The 14,931-nt window shown below is 69.4% G+C and carries 14 protein-coding genes; 5 read left to right on the top strand and 9 right to left on the bottom strand.

Annotation, left to right across the window (positions count from 1 at the left end; translation table 11 throughout):
* On the bottom strand, positions 1-225 hold a 225-nt coding region (locus D7W81_RS42960; protein ID WP_497747164.1), incomplete at its 3' end, for a response regulator.
* A 138-nt stretch (positions 226-363) separates the two neighbouring features.
* Here D7W81_RS42960 and D7W81_RS09645 point away from each other — a divergent pair.
* Entirely contained in the window at positions 364-1,152 is a 789-nt protein-coding gene (locus tag D7W81_RS09645; protein ID WP_120555048.1) for a glycosyltransferase family 2 protein, read from the top strand.
* 6 nt (positions 1,153-1,158) lie between these two features.
* A complete protein-coding gene (locus D7W81_RS09640) occupies positions 1,159-1,995 on the top strand; it encodes a ChbG/HpnK family deacetylase (protein ID WP_120555044.1) in 837 nt (278 codons plus the stop codon).
* 157 nt (positions 1,996-2,152) lie between these two features.
* Here the strand turns inward: D7W81_RS09640 and D7W81_RS09635 are convergent, their stop codons facing one another.
* The 5 genes from D7W81_RS09635 to hemE form a co-directional block, all read right to left on the bottom strand.
* A complete protein-coding gene (locus D7W81_RS09635; protein ID WP_120555043.1) occupies positions 2,153-2,812 on the bottom strand; it encodes a class I SAM-dependent methyltransferase in 660 nt (219 codons plus the stop codon).
* A 67-nt stretch (positions 2,813-2,879) separates the two neighbouring features.
* Positions 2,880-4,019: a mannosyltransferase family protein gene (locus D7W81_RS09630; protein ID WP_438503354.1), complete on the bottom strand. Its 1,140-nt coding sequence runs from the start codon at positions 4,017-4,019 to the stop codon at positions 2,880-2,882.
* A gap of 96 nt (positions 4,020-4,115) precedes the next feature.
* Positions 4,116-6,353 (bottom strand): fatty acid oxidation complex subunit alpha FadJ, encoded by a 2,238-nt coding sequence (gene fadJ / locus D7W81_RS09625; RefSeq protein WP_120555042.1) that lies wholly within the window; start codon positions 6,351-6,353, stop codon positions 4,116-4,118.
* Positions 6,353-7,654, bottom strand: coding sequence for an acetyl-CoA C-acyltransferase FadI (gene fadI / locus D7W81_RS09620; RefSeq protein ID WP_120555041.1), 1,302 nt, complete (start codon positions 7,652-7,654; stop codon positions 6,353-6,355). The genes fadJ and fadI overlap by 1 nt, the downstream gene beginning before the upstream one ends.
* A gap of 118 nt (positions 7,655-7,772) precedes the next feature.
* Positions 7,773-8,816 carry a uroporphyrinogen decarboxylase gene (hemE, locus tag D7W81_RS09615; RefSeq protein ID WP_120555040.1) on the bottom strand — a complete coding sequence of 348 codons (1,044 nt, stop codon included), beginning with the start codon at positions 8,814-8,816 and terminating at the stop codon, positions 7,773-7,775.
* Positions 8,817-8,997: 181 nt separating this feature from the next.
* On the opposite strand from hemE, the gene D7W81_RS09610 reads away from it, so the two are divergent.
* Together D7W81_RS09610 and D7W81_RS09605 are read left to right on the top strand one after the other, a co-directional pair.
* Positions 8,998-9,468, top strand: a complete 471-nt coding sequence (locus tag D7W81_RS09610) for a hypothetical protein (RefSeq protein ID WP_147445410.1) — start codon at positions 8,998-9,000, stop codon at positions 9,466-9,468.
* Between the two features lie 74 nt (positions 9,469-9,542).
* Entirely contained in the window at positions 9,543-10,196 is a 654-nt protein-coding gene (locus D7W81_RS09605; RefSeq protein WP_147445409.1) for a hypothetical protein, read from the top strand.
* Between the two features lie 3 nt (positions 10,197-10,199).
* Here the strand turns inward: D7W81_RS09605 and uvrA are convergent, their stop codons facing one another.
* The 3 genes from uvrA to D7W81_RS42760 form a co-directional block, all read right to left on the bottom strand.
* Positions 10,200-12,746 carry an excinuclease ABC subunit UvrA gene (gene uvrA, locus D7W81_RS09600; RefSeq protein WP_120555046.1) on the bottom strand — a complete coding sequence of 849 codons (2,547 nt, stop codon included), beginning with the start codon at positions 12,744-12,746 and terminating at the stop codon, positions 10,200-10,202.
* Between the two features lie 115 nt (positions 12,747-12,861).
* Entirely contained in the window at positions 12,862-13,965 is a 1,104-nt protein-coding gene (locus D7W81_RS09595; protein WP_120555037.1) for a serine hydrolase domain-containing protein, read from the bottom strand.
* 44 nt (positions 13,966-14,009) lie between these two features.
* A complete protein-coding gene (locus D7W81_RS42760; protein ID WP_167508043.1) occupies positions 14,010-14,180 on the bottom strand; it encodes a hypothetical protein in 171 nt (56 codons plus the stop codon).
* Positions 14,181-14,326: 146 nt separating this feature from the next.
* Here D7W81_RS42760 and D7W81_RS09590 point away from each other — a divergent pair, with 146 nt between their 5' ends.
* Positions 14,327-14,869 (top strand): hypothetical protein, encoded by a 543-nt coding sequence (locus D7W81_RS09590; protein WP_120555036.1) that lies wholly within the window; start codon positions 14,327-14,329, stop codon positions 14,867-14,869.
* Positions 14,870-14,931: the final 62 nt, after the last annotated feature.

Genomic DNA, 14,931 nt, shown 5'->3' with positions numbered 1-14,931 from the left:
AGATGTGTGTAAGAGACAGGCCTCCAGGAGTTCCCGGGCCTGTGCCCCATCCGGGCCACCGGAGCAGAGCAGGACGCCGTCTACCTCCTGGGTCAGCCCCAGGGCCTCCGGTCCGGAGCGCGCCACACGGAGGGCGAAGTCCTCCGGCCCTAGCGTGCGCACCAGGTGGGGCAGCAGCGCCTGCGAATCATCCACGACCAGAAGCGTGTAGGGCTGGGTTTTCACCGTGTCCCCGTAAAATGGTGACTAGGCGGTACTATACGGGTTTTCCACGAGAAGGGCCAATGGGTTTGCCTGTGGGTTGGCCCTCTGCTAGCGAGCGCCCGTTTCCTTCCGGACGGAACAGCGCGCGAGATGACCACCGTGGCCAGGTACCCGAGCATCAGCCTCTTCTTTCCTGCCTGGAACGAAGAGGACTACGTAGAGCGCGCCGTGAGCCGCGCACTGGAAGTGCTACCGAAGCTCACCGACGACTTTGAAATCATCGTCGTCAACGACGCCTCCACGGACCGGACCCAGGAGGTCTGCGACGCGCTGGCGGCGAAGGTGCCCCAGCTGCGGGTCATCACGCACCCGGTGAATCTGAAGCTGGGCGGAGCGATGCGCACGGGGCTGGCGGCGAGCACGAAGGACCTGGTGCTGTACTCGGACATCGACCTGCCGTGGGACATGCGGGAGCTGGAGCGGGCGCTGCACCTGATGAGCTACCTGGAGGCGGACATGATCTGCGCCTTCCGGTTCGACCGCACGAGTGAGGGCTCCAAGCGCATCGTGTACTCGTTCGTCTACAACCTGCTCATCCGGGCGTTGTTCGACATCCAGATCAAGGACGTGAACTTCAGCTTCAAGCTGATGCACCGCCGGGTGCTGGAGTCGATGGAGCTCAAGAGCCAGGGCTCGTTCATCGACGCGGAGCTGGTGGTGAAGGCCATCCGCAAGGGCTTCCGCGTGTTCCAGATGGGCGTGGACTACTTCCCGCGCACGCGCGGCATCTCCACGCTGGCGTCCCCGTCGGTCATCCTGAAGATGGTGAAGGAGCTGGTGAGCCTGTACCCGGAGACGCGCTCGCCGCCGCCGCCGGGCACGCCGGTGCGCCTGCCGCCGTCGGTGCAGCCCCTGCGTCCGGTGCAGGGCCAGGCGGGGCGCGGGTAGAGCGTCATGGCGTCGCGCACGCGCCTCATCGTCAACGCGGACGACCTGGGCCTGCACCCGTCGCTGGACGCGGGCATCCTCCGGGCGCACCGCGACGGCATCGTGACCAGCGCGACGCTGCTGGCCACGGGCCCTTCCGCGGCGGAGGCCGTGGGGCGGGCGAAGGCGCAGGGGCTGGCGGTGGGCGTGCACCTGGCGCTGTCCACGCGGCTTGCCTGCGCGGCCCCTCCGGAAGCCGTACGGACGGTGGCGCCGGGAGGGCGGCTTCGGGGCAGCTGGGCGGACTTCGCGAAGGCGTGGCTGACGGGGCAGGTGCGGCGCGAGGAGCTGGAGCGGGAGCTGTCCGCGCAGCTGGCCCGTGCTCGGGAGCTGGGCGCGGAGGTGGACCACCTGGACGGGCACCAGCACCTGCACCTGTTGCCGGGCGTCCGGCCGGTGGTGGAGGGCATCGCCGCGCGCGAGGGGCTGCCCCTGCGGTGGCCGGATGCGCTGCCGCGCGCGTCATGGCTGCGGGCGCCCGGCCCCGCGTTGAAGACGACGGTGCTGGCGGTGCTCGCGCGCACGGCGCCCCGGGCCCGGCCGGGCGTGCGGCGGGTCAGCGCGGGCGGGGTGTTCGAGGCGGGCCGGCTGGATGAGTCCGCGCTGCTCGCGGTGCTGGATGCGCTGCCGGCAGGGGACTTCGAGCTGGGGTGCCACCCCGGTGAGGGAGCGCCGCACGTGCCGGAGGATCCGGCGTGGACCTATGGCTGGGACGCGGAGCTGGCGGCGCTGACGAGCCCCCGCGTGAAGGCGAAGCTCGTGGAGCGGGGCATCACGCTCGCGAGCTACGGCCAGCTGGGCTGAAGGCTGCGCGGCAGGGCCCCGCCTCCAGGCCGATGAGAAGATGAGAGGCCAACTGGGCCTCCCCGGCGGCGGAGCACCTCGCGAACTGGTCCGACTGTCGGACCAGTTGGGACCACCTCGGGCGGGAGGTGGCTCGCGGCGAACGCGCTGGCTTCTGTCAGCGGGCCTCGGCGTCGTAGAGCAGGTGCGGCGTCGTGTAGCCCTCGCCCAGGCCCACCACTTCGCGTACCTCGAAGCCCGCGTCGCGCAGCAGCCGCACGCCGTCCACTCGCGGCTTTAGCACCATGCCGCCGCTGGCCTTGGTGCGCCCCAGGAGCGACACCATCACCCACTCCTGCGCGAGCGCCTTGGCGTGCTTCCAGGACCGGTCGCCCTCCACCTCCTTCAACAGGAAGCGGCCTCCGGGCTTGAGCAGGCCTCGCACGGACTGGAGGAAGCCCAGCCACTTCTCCTCCGGCAGCAGGTACAGCACGTCGCAGACGACGACCGCGTCCAGGGTGTTCGGCTGCGTGCGCGCGAGCTCCTCCACGGAGCCTACGTCCAGCGTCACGTTGGGCAGTCCTGACAAGGCCTGCTTCGCCCAGTGCACCTTGCGCTCGTCCAGGTCCACGCCCAGCACCCGGCGCTCCGGCACCGCGAGCGCCATCACCGCGGACAGAAGGCCATGCCCGCAGCCGATGTCCGCCACCGTCCCGGAAGGCAGGCGCGAGGCCACCGCGAGCAGGGGGGCCGATGACGCCCGTGCGTGCACGTGGAAGCGCTCGCCCGGGGGCAGGTGCGCATAGAGCTTCAGCGCCTGGTCCATGAGCCCGCTCATGACGCGCGCTCCATGCCCGGGGTCAGCGGGTTCGCCTCGCGCATCAGCGCATGCATCCGCCGCGCGCTCATGACACGTACTCCGCTGCTCCGAACGCCACTGTCAGCGCCAGCATCACGCAGGCGAACGTGGCGAGCACGCCCCATCTCAAGCGCGGCCGTTCCCGCAGCAGCAGCGCCAGCGTGAGGAACAGCGGGAAGGCGGCCAGGAGGTAGCGCCCCATGCCCATGAAGTCCTTGCTGGACAGGGCAGGCAATCCCACGATGGCCAGCGTGTACACGCCATAGCCCCACCCCAGCCGCTTCACCGTGGGCCACACCAGCGCGAGCGCCGCCAGGGTGACAGCCGCGTGCCCCACCAGCCGCAGGCCGTCCGACAGCGACATCTGGCTGCTGAAGCCCTGGAACCAGCGCAGCTTCGCCCACGTGCGCCAGCCCGGCTTCTGGTCCCACCCCGGCGCGGACTGCACCTTCACGAACGCGAACGGCTCGCCGAACGCCTTCCACTGGTAGAGCACGTACAGCACGAAGCCCGCCGCCGCGCACACCGGCAACAGGTCCACGAGGCTCCACTTCAAACCGCGCTCGTGCTTCCACTCCAGCCGCCGCGCCAGGAGCCCCACCACCAGCGCGGGCGCCACCGGCCGCGCCGCCGTGGCCACCGCCGCGAGCAGCACCGCCCACCCCAGCTGCCCCCGCTCCAACAGCAGGAACGCGCCGATGATGAGCAGGAGGAACAGCGCGTCCGAGTACATGGCCCCGTAGAGGAAGAACGCGAACGGGTAGAACGCCAGCAGGAGCCCCGCGTTCCGCGCCGCCTCTTCATCCGCTCGCGTGCGCGCCCACAGCGTGAAGACGTACAGCGCGCCCAGGCCGCACAGCATGGTGACGAGCACGCCCGCGAGGAACGTGTCCACGTGCAGGAGCCCCAGGCCGCGCAGCACCAGCGGATACAGCGGGAAGAACGCCACCGGGCTCTGCTGGCCGGGCGTGTAGCTGTAGCCCGCCGTCGCGATGTGCGCGTACCAGCCAGCGTCGAAGTGCGCCCATCCCAGGAGCGTGGGGGCGCCCGGCCACGTCAGCCGCGCGGGGCTGTAGCCTTGCGGAAACGCGAGCGCGGACACCGTCACCAGCGCGGTGCATAGCGCCAGGGCGGCGAGCCCGGCGGTCAGGACAACACGAGGAGCGGAACGGACCATGCGGAGCATGCGCTTGGTCCAGAACCGCCCCTCGCGTCAAGTCAGCCCCGGAAACAGGGAGAGGACCGTGAGCCGTCCCCTCCTCCGCCCCGGTGCGTCATGCGCTCAGGCTTCGTAGAAGCCCTTGCCGGCGCGCACCTTCTCCACCAGCAGCGGCGCGGGCGTGAAGCGCTCGCCGTACTTGTCCTGGTAGTGCTCCAGCTTGCGCAGCAGGTTCGCCGGGCCCAGGGCGTCCGCGTACCGGAACGGGCCGCCCAGGAACGGCGGGAAGCCCAGGCCGAAGATGGCGCCCACGTCGCCGTCGCGGGGGCTGCGCAGGATGCCCTCGCCCAGGCAGCGGATGGCCTCGTTCACCATCTGCAGCGCCACGCGCTCCGCCATCTCCGACGCGTCCAGGGACTTGCGGTCCTTGCCGTGCGGCAGCAGCAGGTAGACCTGCGGGTCCACGTCCTGCTTCTTCCCGTTCTCGTACAGGTAGAAGCCCTTGTCCGTCTTGCGGCCCAGGCGGCCGTCGGACACCACGCCCTCCAGCGCCTTGGGCGCCGCCATGCGCTTGCCGAACGCGGCCTCCATGATGGGGCCCACCTTCTGGGCCACGTCGATGCCCACCTCGTCCAGCAGCGTGATGGGTCCCACCGGGAAGCCGAAGTCCACCAGCGCCTTGTCCAGTTGGACGATGTCCGCGCCTTCCGCCAGCAGGTACGCCGCCTCGTTCATGTACGGCGCGAGGATGCGCGACGTGTAGAAGCCCGGCCCGTCGTTGACGACGATGACCGTCTTGCCCTGCTTCTTGCCCACGTCCACGCAGGTCGCCGTCACCCACTCCGCGGTGCCCGGGTGCGTGATGATCTCCAGGAGCGGCATCTTGTGGACCGGGCTGAAGTAATGCATCCCAATCACCTGCGAGGGGCGCTTGCTGCCCTTCGCCAGCTCGCCAATGGGCAGGCTGGAGGTGTTGGACGCGAAGATGGTGTTCTCGCCGGTGACGGCCTCCACCTCCGCGATGACCTGGTGCTTGAGCTTCAGGTCCTCGAACACCGCCTCAATCACCAGGTCCACCGACTTGAAGCCGCTGTAGTCCGTGCCCGCGCTGATGTTGGACAGCTTCGCGTTGGACTCGAGCCGGGTGAGCGAGCGGCGCTTCACGCGCTCATCCAGCACCGTCTGCACCTGCTTGAGCGCGCGGCCCGCGCCCGCGTCGTCCCGGTCCTTCACGCGCACGGGCACGCCCTGGAGCACGCCCGTCACATAGGCGATGCCGCCGCCCATGAGCCCGCCGCCCAGCACGGCCACCTTCTTCACTTCGCGCGGCTTCACGCTGGCGTTGGCGGTGCCGTTCTCCTTCTTCAGCGCCGTCGTCGCGAAGAAGATCTCCACCAGCCGCCGCGACACGTCCGTGAAGACCAGCTCGCCAAAGGCCTTCGCTTCCGCCTCCAGGCCCGCCTTGCGGCCGGACTCCAGGCCCACGCGGATGACCTGCAGCGCCTTCTCCTGCGCGGGGTACTTGCCGCGCGTCTTCTTCAACAGCTGCTTCCGGGCCTGGTCGAACATCACCTTGCGGCCCAGGGGGTTGTCCTCCAGCGCGGCCTCCGCCCACAGGTCCTTGCTGAGCAGGCCCTGGAAGAGCCCGGCGATGCCCTTCTTCTTGCCGCTCTGGGCCACGGCCTTGAAGCCCTGGTGCGCGCGCTCCACCTTGAGCGTGCCCGCCGCCAGCTCCGCGGCGCGCTTGAGCGCGAGGTCCTTGAGCATGGGCACGGGCACCACTTCATCCACGATGCCCAGCTTCTTCGCCTTGGACGGCTTGACGTTCTTGCCGGTGAGGATGAGGTCCAGCGCCGCCTGCGCGCCAATCAGCGCGGGCAGCCGCTGCGTGCCGCCGGCGCCGGGGATGAGGCCCAGCTGCGTCTCCGGCAGGCCCACCACGGACTTGGGGCTGTCCGTGACGATGCGGTAGTGGCACGCGAGCACCCACTCCAGCCCGCCGCCCAGGCACGCGCCGTGGATGGCCGCGACCACCGGCTTGGAGAAGGCCTCCAGCTGGTCGAACTGCGCGTGCGCCGCGCGGCTGACGGCCTCCACGTCCGCGGGGGACTTGATGGTCTGGAGGAAGTCGATGTTCGCGCCGGCGACGAAGTTGTCCTTCTTGCCGGAGATGAAGACCACGGCCTTCACCTCCGGGTCGCGCTCCGCCTGCTGGAGCAGCGTGGTGAACGCGGTGCCCACTTCCGGGGACAGCGTGTTCACCGGCGCGCCCGGCTGATCCACGGTGATGACCGCGACGCCGTTCGTGACGTCGTAGCTCAAGCCCTGCTTCGCTTCGACTGCCTCTTGCTTGGTCGCCATCACGCACGCTCCAGGATGACCGCGGCGCCCAGCCCGCCCGCGGCGCAGACGGTGCACAGCACCGTGTTCTTGTTCCGACGCTTCAGCTCGTTGAGGGCCTGCGTGATGATGCGCGCCCCGGTGGCACCGAACGGGTGGCCAATGGAGATGGAGCCGCCCGTCACGTTCAGCCGCGAGCGGTCCACTTCACCCACGGGCGCGTTGAAGCCCGCCTTCTTCGCGAACTCCTTGGACGCCAGCGCCTGGAGGTTGCTCGCCACCTGCGCGGCGAAGGCCTCGTGCATCTCCACCAGGTCGATGTCGGACAGCTTCATCCCCGCGCGCTTGAGCGCCACGGGCGCCGCGTACGCCGGGCCCTGGAGCAGCTGGTCGCCCGGGTCCGTGGCCGCGAACGCGTGCGAGCGCAGGAAGCCCAGCGGCTCGTAGCCCAGCGCCTTCGCCTTCTCCTCGCTCATGAGGATGAGCGCCGCGGCGCCGTCCGTCAGCGGGGACGCGTTGCCGGCGGTGACGCTGCCATAGCGGCGGTCGAACACCGGCTTGAGCTTGGAGAGCGCCTCCAGGCTGGTGTCCTCGCGCACGATGTTGTCCTTCGTGGCGGCCTGCTCGTACTTCGGCGGCACCAGGACGTGCATCACCTCGCCATCGAAGCGGCCTTCCTTCCACGCCTTGGCCGCGTTCTGGTGCGAGTTGAACGCGATGAGGTCCTGCTCCTCGCGGGAGATGCCGTTCTCCTTGGCCATCTTCTCCGCGCTCTCGCCCATGGTCTCGCCGGTGGAGTACTCGGCGATGGCGGGGGGCACGGGGATGAGGTCCTTGGCCTTGAGCTTCTGGAAGGGCTTGAGCTTGTCCGGCAGGCTCTTGCCCTTGGACGACGCGGCCAGCGCGTGCGCCAGGGGGCGGCTGGTGAAGATGGGCGCGTCCGACAGGGACTCGGTGCCGCCGGTGATGACGACGTCCGCGTCTCCCAGCGCGATGGCGTTGGCGCCCGCCACCATGGACTGGATGGACGTGGCACAGGCGCGCGCGACGGTGAACGCGTCAATGCGCTTGGGCAGGCCCGCCGCCAGCACCACCTCACGCGCGATGGAGGGCGCGGTCAGCGTGGGGATGACCTGTCCGAAGATGAGCTGGTTGATTTCGTTCGGGTCCAGGTCGCTGCGCTGGACCAGCTCCTGGACCACCATCCGGCCCAGGTCCAGCGCCGTCAGGTTCGCGAAGACGGTGCCCGCCTTCGCGAACGGCGTCCGCAGTCCGCGAACGATGGCCACCCGCCGGTGGCCGTTGCGCTTCTCGCTTGCCATGTGTGCCTCACCCTCTGTGAAACGAGTGAGGCGCTTCTAACGGCGGGCAATGCACCGCGTCAATGCTGGATTGATTCGTGAGTCAACTGGCCATCAGGAGGCCAGGCGGGCGCCCGGCTCAGCCGAGGGTGCCCTGCCGGAGGGCGGCGCCGTGCTTGTGGACGGCCTCCACGAGGAACTTCGCGGCGTCCGGGTCCGTGGGCGGGAGGATGCCGTGGCCCAGGTTGAAGATGTGTCCGGTGGGGCCGGCGCGGCGAATGATGTCCTTCACGCGGCCATCCAGCTCTTCACGCGGCAGGAAGAGGTGGAGCGGGTCCAGGTTGCCCTGCGTGGCGACGTCCGGCCCGAGGATGCGGCGGCCCTCGTCCACGGGGCAGCGCCAGTCCAGGCCGATGACGTCCGCGCCGGTGCGCTTCAGGAGCGGCAGGTGCGGCGTCATGTTCACGCCGAAGAGGATGACGGGGACGCCGGTGGCCTTGAGTTCCGTCACCATCTCGGTGAGGTACGGGAGGCTGAAGCGTTCGAAGTCCCAGGGGGACAGCTCGCCGCCCCAGGAGTCGAAGATTTGGACAATCTTCGCGCCGGCCTCCACCTGCATCTTGAGGTACGGGATGAGGGTGTCGGTGAGCTTCCGGAAGAGGCGGTGGGCCACTTCGGGCTGCTCGAAGAGCAGGCGCTTGATCTGGATGTAGCTCTTGGAGCCGCCGCCCTCGACCATGTACGCGGCCAGGGTGAAGGGCGCGCCCGCGAAGCCGATGACGGGCACGGAGTCGTTGATGGCCTTGCGCGTGCGGCGGATGGCCTCGGCGACAAAGCCGGTGCCCTCCACGGGGTCGGGGACGCCGAGCTTGTCGATGTCCGCGGGGGTGCGCAGCGGGTTGGGGAAGTGCGGGCCCTTGTCCCCCAGCTCCAGGTGGATGCCCATGGCCTCCACGGGGATGAGGATGTCGGAGAAGATGATGGCGGCGTCCACGCCCAGGCGGGTGATGGGCTGGACGGTGACCTCGGCGGCCAGGTCCGGGTTCTTGCAGAGGTCCAGGAACGCGATGTTGCCGCGGATGGCGCGGTACTCGGGCAGGTAGCGGCCCGCCTGACGCATCAGCCACACGGGGGTGGTGTCGGTGGGCTGGCGGCGCGCCGTGCGCAGGAGTCGGTCGTTCACGTCATCACCTTCGTGGGGCGAGAGGGAGGCAGGGGCTTCACTGCCCGGGGTGTACCCTATCTCCATGACCCGGATGAACCGTTACGTTCCAGGGCTGCTCGCGCTCGCATGCATGGCCTGCGCGACGGCACCTGCCGTTCCCCAGTGGCCGCCGCCGGATGAGCGGGTCCGCTGGGAGCCCGTGCCTGGCATCAGCATCGTGGCGCCGCGCCTTCTCCCAGGTGGCTCCGAGGCAGCGAACGGAACGACCCGTGTCCGCTGCGACCCGATGCGGGCCCCTGACACAACCACGTGGCCCTATGCCCGCCTCGACCGCGTCTGCTCTTGGGAGCACCTGAACTTCTCCAGGCAGTTCCGGCTGGACTGGTACCCGGACACCTTCGAGCCCGGGAAGTCGCCGGAAGAGAACCTCACCCGACTCGAGCGAGAAGCGGTCCAGCCCTTCGCGCCGAACCAGTACACGCGTTTGCCCGCCCCGTGGATGGGCTGGGAGTGGCGTGGCCTGGGTGAGGGACAGATCATCCGGGACCGATGGATTGTCGTTGGAACCGGGCTCCTCTTCCTTCAGGCAATCTCCGTCAAAGAAGACCCGTTCCCCGAGGGCGATGCCTTCCTCGACTCGCTGCGGGTCACCGCTACGGAATCACGGTGAAACCAATGGCGAGCCTGTTGCTGGTCTCATTGCGCTCCGCGACGAAGTGGGTTGCATCCGCCAGGATGACCCGGTTGAACCGCTACGTTCCGATCCTGCTCGCGCTCGAATGCATGGCCTGTGCGACGGGGCGGCCGGCAGCTCCCGCCCGACCACAGTGGCCGCTGCCTCAGGATTTGGTCCGCTGGGAACCGGTTCACGGGGTGAGTGTCGTGGCGCCTCGGGTGCTTCCTGGCGAAACGGAGCCGCACCTCTCAGGGCCGTATGCCGGGTGCGGGTACGAGAAGGGCGCCGCCCTCCTTCTCACTTTTGGTGAGCCTCAGCCTTTGACCGGCAACGGCGGCTGCTCGTGGAACCACGCGGACTCGGGCAGGCATTTCAGTATGAACTGGGAGGCCGATGTCTTCGCTCCCGAGGCCTCGCCCGAAGACAAGCGCGAGCAACTCCGGATGACGCTGCTCCAGCGCTATGGCGTCGTAGAGAACGAGCTCACCCAGCTACCCGCGCCCTGGTACGGATGGGAGTGGCGCATGGCCGGCACAGAGTGGTTGGGTCCTCCGGGAGAAATGCCGGATGGGCTTGGAGAGCTGCTCCGCGATCGCTGGCTCGTCGCAGGGACGAGCCTCGTCTTCCTTCAAGTTGTTTCCCCCGAGAGTGACCCGTTCCCCGAGGGAGAGGCCTTCCTCGATTCGCTGCGGGTCACCGCTACGGAGCCTGCTGCGCGGTAGGACTCAGCCTCCCAGCACCCGAGCCAGGTACGGCGCGGTGCGGCTCTCCTTCACCTTCGCCACCTGTTCCGGCGTGCCCTGCGCCACGACGCGGCCTCCGGCGTTCCCCGCGCCAGGCCCCACGTCGATGACGTGGTCGCTGGCGGCGATGACGCGCAGGTCGTGCTCCACGACGATGACCGTGTTGCCCGCGTCCACCAGTCCCTCCAGCTGCGCCATCAGCTTGTCCACGTCCGCCGGGTGCAGGCCGGTGGTGGGTTCGTCCAGCACGTAGAGCGTGTCGCCGTGCTGCGTGCGCTGGAGCTCCGTGGCCAGCTTGATGCGCTGGGCCTCACCACCAGACAGCTCCGTCGCGGGCTGGCCCAATCGCAGGTAGCCCAGGCCCACGTCCCTCAACACCTTCAGCGCCCGCTGGAGGGGCGGCTCGTCCGTGAAGAAGTCGAAGGCGCCGTCCACCGTCAGCCCCAGCACGTCCGCGATGTTCTTCTCCCGGTAGCGCACCTCCAGCGTCTTCGCGTTGTAGCGGGTGCCGTGGCACGTGGGGCATGGCGCGTACACGCTGGGCAGGAAGAGCAGCTCCACGCTCACGAAGCCCTCGCCCTCGCACGTGTCGCAGCGGCCTCCCGCCGTGTTGAAGGAGAAGCGCCCCGCGCCGTACTTGCGTGACTTCGCCAGCGGCGTTGATGCGAACAGCTTGCGCACGTGGTCGAACAGGCCCGTGTACGTCGCCAGGTTGGAGCGCGGCGTGCGGCCAATGGGCTTCTGGTCCACCGTCACCAGCCGCCGGATGGCCTCCATCCCCTCCTTTATATGGCCCTCGCTCGCCAGCACCGGCTCGCGGTCCAGCGGCTCGCCCTCCTCCTCTTCCGGCGCCAGCGTCTGCCCCAGCCTTCCCGCCACCAGCTCCACCAGCGCCTGGCTCACGAGGCTGGACTTGCCGGAGCCGGACACGCCCGTCACCGTGGTGAAGACGCCCAGCGGGAAGTCCACGTCCAGCCCGCGCAGGTTGTTGCGCTTCACGCCCTCCAGCCGCAGCCGTCCCGTGGCTTTCCGGGGTGCGCGGCGGCGCAGGGCTTCCTCCTCGAAGAGGTAGCGCCGCGTCCGGGACGCCTCCACCTTCGCCAGCCCCTCCGGCACCCCGCTGTAGAGCACGCGCCCGCCGTGCTCTCCGGCGGCGGGCCCCACGTCGACGATCCAGTCCGCGTGGCGGATGACGTCCACCTCGTGCTCCACCACGAACAGCGAGTTGCCCGCCTCCTTCAGCCGGTCCAGCGCCGTGAGCAGCGCCTCCGTGTCCGCCGGGTGCAGGCCCGCGGACGGTTCATCCATCACGTACACCACGCCAAAGAGGTTGGAGCGCACCTGCGTGGCCAGCCGCAGCCGCTGCAACTCTCCGGGCGACAGCGTGGGCGTGCTTCGCTCCAGGGACAGGTAGCCCAGGCCCAGGTCCGTCAGCACCTGGATGCGCGCGAGCAGGTCCTTCGTGATGCGCTGGGCGACGATGACCTTCTCGGGGTGCTCGCGGGCCATTCCCTCCGCGTCCTTCCCCTTCCCTTCCGCCGTGGGCTTGATGAGCGCCGCGACCTGCTCCAGCGGCATGCGGGACAGCTCCCCGATGTCGTGGCCCGCGAACTTCACCGACAGCGACTCGCGCTTCAGGCGCTTGCCTTCACACAGGTCGCAGTCGCTGGCGACCATGTACCGGGCGACGCGCTTCTTCATCATCGCGCTCTGGGTCGTCGCGAAGGTGGTCATCACGTAGCGCTTCGCGCCCGTGAAGGTGCCCATGTAGCTGGGGGTCTCCTTGCGAGCCATGGCCCGCTTCACCTCCGCGGACGTGAAGCCCGCGTAGACGGGGACCGAGGGCTGCTCGTCGGTGAAGAGGATCCACTGGCGGTCCTTCTTCGGAAGGTCGCGCCAGGGCTTGTCGATGTCGTACCCGAGCGTCACCAGGATGTCGCGCAGGTTCTGTCCGTGCCACGCGGGCGGCCACGCGGCGACGGCGCGCTCGCGGATGCTCAGCGAGTCATCCGGCACCATGGAGCGCTCGGTCACTTCGAACACGCGGCCGATGCCGTGGCACTTGGGACACGCGCCCGCGGGCGTGTTCGGGGAGAACGCGTCCGAGTCCAGCCGCCCCAGCTTCGGCGGGTACAGGCCCGCGCGCGAGTACAGCATGCGCACGGAGTTCGACAGCGTCGTCACGCTGCCCACCGACGAGCGGGACGTCGGCGCTCCCCGGTGCTGCTGGAGCGCCACCGCCGGAGGCAGCCCGTCAATGGCGTCCACCTCCGGCACGCCCACCTGATCAATCAGGCGCCGGGCGTACGGGGCCACGGATTCGAAGTAGCGCCGCTGCGCCTCCGCGTAGAGCGTCCCGAACGCCAGCGACGACTTGCCGGAGCCCGAAACGCCGGTGAAGACCACCAGCGCGTCGCGCGGGATGTCCACGTCCACGTGCTTCAGGTTGTGTTCGCGGGCGCCCCGGACACGGACGAAGCCGCTGGGGTCGGGAGTCTTGCCGGTGCGCGGTGTTTTCGGAGGTGCCATGCCAGGGCGGAAGTTGCCCACTGCCCGGGGCACGGTCATCCACGAAGCGCGCACCCCGTCGGGATCCCGATGTGCTCCAGGCCCTCACCGTCTGGCAGAGGACAGGACGGCAGGTTCAGCCGCCTGGCCGCTCGAGCCCGAGCGCCGCTGGCAGCACGTACTGTCCGAACAGGACCAGGGGGAGCGCCGAGCCCGCCTCATTATAGTGGCTGGCGGTGAAGGCCGCGGTGACGCCCAGCGAGGGCGCGATGAAGACGTACTGTCCACCGTTGCCCCGCGCGAAGGACACCTCCACCGGCGTGCCCTGGATGACGAAGCGGGCGCTCCACCATAGAAGGCCGTAGTTCGCGTCGCCCAGCGGTCCCAGGGCCTGGGTGGACCCGGTCACCCATGCTTCGGAAACCAGGCGCTCGCCCTGCCACGCGCCGCCGTCGAGCATGAGCTGCCCCACCTTGAGGAAGTCGCGCGGGCGCAGGCGCAGGTGGCCACCGGTGTCCGTGCCCTTCTTCCCGGCGGGCTGCCAGGCGAAGTCCTGGACCTTCATCGGCGCGAACAGCCACTCGCGGGAGAGCTCCGTGATGGACCGGCCGCTGACGTGCTCCAGGACCGCGCCCAGCAGCACCACGCCGCCCGTGCAGTAGCGCGTCACCGTGCCGGGTTCGTCCCGCATGGGGACGTCCACGATGAAGCGGGCCCAGTCGTTCGTGCCGTACATCCGCTCTTCGTTCCCGGGCGACTCCGGGTCCCAGTCGTCGCACGAAAGGCCTGAGCGCATCTGGAGCAGGTGGCGCAGCGTGATGCGGTCCTTGCGCGGATCCGGGTTCCCCACGGGCGCCAGGTGCGGCAGGAGCGGCAGCACGGGCGCGTCCAGGTCCGGCAGCAGGCCGCGCTCGTGCGCCATGCCCACCAGCAGCGACGTGACGCTCTTCGTGGCGGACCGCAGGTCGTGTGCTTTCTCCCGCGTGAAGTCATTCCAGTAGCGCTCGTAGAGGAGCTTGCCGCCGCGCGCGACGAGCACCGCGTCCGGCGCCTCCACGGTCCCTTCCGCCACGTCGTGCTCCAGCGCGTCGAACCACGGACGCTGGACGCCCGCGTCCTCGAAGGAAGCCACGGCCCAGCCGTCATCGAGCCGGTCCGGTGGCGAGCCCGGGCCCGTGGGCAGCTTCTTGCCTCCGCACGCCGTGAGGCACAGCAACAGCAGCGCCATTCGCAGGAACATCGCTTCATCCGCCTTCGCACCGGCCCTGGAGGCGCGGCAGCGTACTAACGGTTCTTCGCGGACTGCTCGCGAATGCGCGCTTCCTGTTCCCGCAGCGCGGGCGTGAACTCGGCGCCGAAGTCGTCGTCCTCGTAGACCTGTCGTAGCTCCAGTTCGTCCGGAAGCACGCCCGCCTCGGTGTCCTGGTCCGCCCTGCGGATGATCATGAATCGCATGGTCGTGGTTCCTCGCCGCTGCCTTTCCCTGGCAACGAATGGGCCCGCGGGAAATCGACACGGCTTTTTATTTTTCCGCCGCGCCTTCCAAGTCCGCGCAATGACGGGGCTTTCCAACCGCCGACCGGAGGTGTGACAGTTCCTCCATGCGCGTGGGCAGGACATCCGCCGGGACGAAGGCCTTTCCGGCCAGCGGCCTGCTGCACCCCGTGGTGCTGGGGGCCGTGGTGCTGCTCGTGCTGAACGACCACGTGTTCAAGGCGCGCTGGCCGTCGTGGTGGACGGGGAAGCTGTCCGACGTCGCGGGGCTCGCGATGTTCCCGGTGCTCCTCCAGGCGCTGTGGGAGCAGGCGTCCCGCCGGCGGGAACGGGACTTCCGTCCGTCGTTCGCGGTGATGGTGGGCGCGGTGGTGCTGACGGGGCTGTGCTTCGCCGCGACGAAGATTTCACCCGACGCCGGGAATGCATGGCGTTGGGCGCTGGGCGGACTGCAATGGCCCTTCTTCGCGCTGCGTGGATGGCTTCAGGGCCTGCGCATCCCCCCGGTCCGGCCCACGCAGCACGCAGTGGACATCACGGATCTGCTTACGCTGCCTTCGCTGTTCATTCCCCTGTGGCTCGGATGGCGGCGCGCTCGCGAACAGGCCGCGCGCATTCCCGCGCGTGAGCAGTCTTCGCCCCTTCCTTGATTGCTTCGTGCTGCTGCGTGAGTGATCACGCACGTGTCAGACCCCACCTGCACATTGCGCCC

Origin of the sequence: Corallococcus aberystwythensis (genome assembly GCF_003612165.1) — a bacterium.
Classification (GTDB): domain Bacteria; phylum Myxococcota; class Myxococcia; order Myxococcales; family Myxococcaceae; genus Corallococcus; species Corallococcus aberystwythensis.
The sequence above is the reverse complement of the archived record's forward strand: the minus strand, read 5'-3'. Positions and strand labels throughout refer to the sequence as shown.